This is a genomic window from Mesorhizobium sp. M5C.F.Ca.IN.020.32.2.1 (assembly GCF_004023105.1).
Classification (GTDB): Bacteria; Pseudomonadota; Alphaproteobacteria; order Rhizobiales; family Rhizobiaceae; genus Mesorhizobium; species Mesorhizobium wenxiniae.
Genome location: NZ_RZSX01000688.1, coordinates 1 through 3,497, shown reverse-complemented (window position 1 = coordinate 3,497; position 3,497 = coordinate 1). Strand labels below are relative to the sequence as shown.

Annotated in this window: 3 protein-coding genes and 1 pseudogene; 2 read left to right on the top strand and 2 right to left on the bottom strand. The window is 58.9% G+C overall.

Annotation, left to right across the window (positions count from 1 at the left end):
* Together EOA86_RS27025 and EOA86_RS38890 are read left to right on the top strand one after the other, a co-directional pair.
* On the top strand, window positions 1-1,025 hold a 1,025-nt coding region (locus EOA86_RS27025), incomplete at its 5' end, for a calcium-binding protein (RefSeq protein WP_164892010.1).
* Window positions 1,026-1,302: 277 nt separating this feature from the next.
* Window positions 1,303-1,461: an SOS response-associated peptidase gene (locus EOA86_RS38890; protein ID WP_164892009.1), complete on the top strand. Its 159-nt coding sequence runs from the start codon at window positions 1,303-1,305 to the stop codon at window positions 1,459-1,461.
* A 1,445-nt stretch (window positions 1,462-2,906) separates the two neighbouring features.
* Here EOA86_RS38890 and EOA86_RS27020 read toward each other — a convergent pair.
* Window positions 2,907-3,197 carry a hypothetical protein gene (locus EOA86_RS27020; protein WP_128344482.1) on the bottom strand — a complete coding sequence of 97 codons (291 nt, stop codon included), beginning with the start codon at window positions 3,195-3,197 and terminating at the stop codon, window positions 2,907-2,909.
* An 11-nt stretch (window positions 3,198-3,208) separates the two neighbouring features.
* Window positions 3,209-3,497, bottom strand: a pseudogene (locus tag EOA86_RS41570) (hypothetical protein); the annotation flags it as partial.

Here is a 3,497-nt window from a genome sequence, read left to right as displayed (position 1 = left end):
GCACCGACAGGGTGCTCACCTCGCTGAACTATGCGCTCGCGGCCGGCTCGGAAATCGAGCTTCTCGCCACCACGAATCCGTCTGGCACGACGGCAATCAACCTCTCCGGCAATGCGTTTGCCCAGACTATCCAGGGCAATGCCGGCGCCAATGTCATCAACGGCCTCGCTGGCGCCGACACGATGGTCGGCTACGGCGGCAACGACACCTACTACGTCGACAATGCCGGCGATAGGGTGGTTGAAGCGGTGGGCGGCGGCACCGACAGGGTGTTCGCTGGGGTGAGCCACGCGCTTGCAGCCGGCTCGCAGGTTGAGGTTCTCGCCACCACCAGCCAGTCGGGCACGACGGCAATCAACCTCAACGGCAACGCGTTCGCCCAGACCATCCAGGGCAATGCCGGCGCCAATGTCATCAACGGCCTCGGCGGCGCCGACACGATGATCGGCTATGGCGGCAACGACGCCTATTATGTCGATAATGCCGGCGACAAGGTGGTTGAGGCAGTGAGCGGTGGCATCGACAGGGTGCACGCTTCGGTGAGCTATGCGCTTGCGGCCGGCTCGCAGGTCGAGCTTCTGGCCACCACCAACCCGTCCGGCACCACGGCAATCAATCTCACCGGCAATGAGTTCGCCCAGACCATTAAGGGCAATGCAGGCGCCAATGTCATCAATGGCGGCCGCGGGTCCGACACCTTGACCGGCAATGGCGGCAATGATGCCTTCGTTTTCAATACCGCTCTGGGGGCCGGCAATATCGACAGGGTTATTGACTTCAACAAGCTCCAGGACAAGATCCACCTCGACAACGCAATCTTTACCGGGCTGAGCTCGGGCGCGCTCACATCCACCGCTTTTTTTGCGGGTGCGGCCGCGCACGACAGTTCCGACCGTATCCTCTACAACAATTCAACCGGAGCACTCTCTTTCGACAGCGACGGGGCAGGGGGTGCATCTCAAATACAGTTCGCCACCCTTTCCCCGAATCTTGCAATCACATCAACCTCGTTCTTCGTGACCTGAGATATCGACGCAAGGAAGTTGGATCGCGTGAATTGGCGGATATGCTTAGTGGTTTTGGCGCCCCCGATCCCTCGATTGAGTGCCGTAATGTGTGGACGCGACTCCGCCAAATCTAACATCACGGGGCACCAGGCCTGGGCTATCCGATCATCGTAAGGGAAGAGCTGTCGACCGGCGGCTTTGAATCGGCTCCATGGCCTTGTGCTCGGGTGGCGTCGGCTGACGCCCGCCACCCGTTGCCGGCTGTCAACAACGCAAGCTGCGAGCGATCGCCGCCATGGTCTTTTTCAAGAGGGCCTATGCCTCGCACGCCTGCCTGGTGCCGATCGACGGCTATTTCGAGTGGCAGACGCTTGATTCATCCGTCAAGAAAAAGCAGCTTGGCGCGATCGCCAATGAAGTCGGGCAAGTCATTCGCGTTGGCCGGCCTCGTTGACGAGTAGAGGGATTAGGCCCGAACCGGTGAGCTGATCCACACCTTTTCCGTTGTGACCTGCGAGCCAAACGAGTGATGGTGACCATCTATAACCGATGCCGCTCATCTTGGCGCCGTCGGATTACATGCGTTGGGCTGGGCCGGAGCCCGACTCGGCCGACTTGATGAAGCCGTACCATCCGAACTGATGAAAGTTTGGCCGATCGACAGCAGGTCGGCGGCCCGCACAACAACACGCCCGACATCATAGACGAGATCGGTATCGGGCCGAACACCTATTCGACATCTAATCGGTCTTGCAAGAGGCTCGCAGTCCCGCGACGTTCAAGCAAAACCAGGCGGCTAGTCACTCTTATTGAAGCTTCAGGCATTGTCGAGATTCGCGCTGGTCGGATTCGCTACCGAGATCCGCGGAGCTTAGGTGCGGGCTCGCGCGACACTGTTGCGACATCTACAGTGACTGGCCCTCGGCCATCGATCCTGACCGTCACTTTCCCATCCTCGTCACTGACCCGTGTTACAAACGCTGCAGGATTTTCGAGAAGAATAAGGGAACTGGGAGCTATATGCGGAAAATTGGGATGGGCATCATGTGCGTTGGCTTGTTGCTCCTCGCAACGGCCTTCTATTTAGGCGCCGGTCCGTCCCGCGAAGGCCGGCTCTATCTCGGCGCTATTTTGGGCGCCGCAACCTTCATTTCTGGTGCGTGGATGTACATAGCCGGTCGAAATGGTTGGCTTTAGGTAACAGACCCGCTTGCGTTTCACATAGGCATCAGGATTATATTCCTCTCCGTTGCGGCGAGCCCTTCAACGGAGATCGCCATGCCCCAAAAGACCCTCGCCGACACTCTGGCAGCCCGCGAATCGATCTATGTCAATTGCGGGCACCCATGTGCTGCAAATCGACGAAGCTCGATATCCAGGGGCTAATTGACAGGCTCGGCCGTGACCACGGCTCGATGCATGACGACCTGGTCGGGCTCTTTATTTGCTCGAATTGCAAGGCTGCCGGCCGTGACCGCCGGCCGGTGTTCTTCACATGCATTCCTGACTACGAGGGCCAGCAGCGGGCGCGCAATCGCGATTGGAAGCCAACTTTCGAACGAAGGGGCTGAAAGTGGCCCGGCGCCACTGCAAGCTTCGAGCGGCCCAGCGGCTTACGGTTGGGAGGGAGACCGCCGGGCCTGACCAGCGAGCCTTAGGGGCTCTCGCATGGATGGATATATATTTGCCAGTTCTAATGTAATAGAAACATGCAAATGAAGTACGTGGGCGGCAATTCCGCTGTGTAGAAGCCATTAGGTGCCCCGCAATGGGTCAATACGTCTGGCACCGCAATTGCATGGTCAGCAATACCGGGCACCCCAATGCACGGCACTCATGGAGGCCCGTCGCTTCGCAAAATGTAGCGGCGGGTCTTTTACATACCTGTCCCTCCCCAGCCTAGGCGCTGCCGTCTGTTTCGCTTTCCTCGTCGATCGTTCGGACAGGCAGGTAAGCGTTCGTCTCCAGCCACTCGCGCAGCACGATCTGGATGAGTTCCGACCGGCCAATTTTCATTTCAGCCGCGATGGAATCGAGCGCGTCTGTGGTGGTCGGCTCCAGCGGCACGCCTGAGACGTTTCTGAGCATTAATGCAGCCCGCCGCAGAATGATCTGTAGATCCGCGCGCGGCATATCGGCGATACGGTCGGCGGCGCCTTCGAGCTCTTCCGCAATTAATCGGCGGGTCATTCAGCGGTCACCTAGTGGGAGTTCGCAGTTTCCCGGGCAACTCGGCACAATTCGGGCGGTGGTTGTCGACCCAGATTCTCGCGCCCAAGAGACCCAATCATTTGGTAGTGTCTCAGTTTGAATTTTCGGCCACGCGCTTTTTGTAAGGGCCGCGCTTTCCCGGCTTCGGCGCAACGGCGTCCATCTTCTCGCAAAGGTCCTTCCATCGACCAGAGAGTTTGCGACACGCCAGCCGCCATTGCCGGCGTCATCTTCAACGTCTTGTGCATTTTGATGAAGTTGTACCAGACGGTGTAGATC

What these genes read in the sequence shown, in the direction of transcription:
- EOA86_RS27020 (WP_128344482.1), bottom strand. Translation starts at nt 3,197, where the DNA reads ATGACCCGCCGATTAATTGCGGAAGAGCTCGAAGGCGCCGCCGACCGT.
- EOA86_RS38890 (WP_164892009.1), top strand. Translation starts at nt 1,303, where the DNA reads ATGGTCTTTTTCAAGAGGGCCTATGCCTCGCACGCCTGCCTGGTGCCG.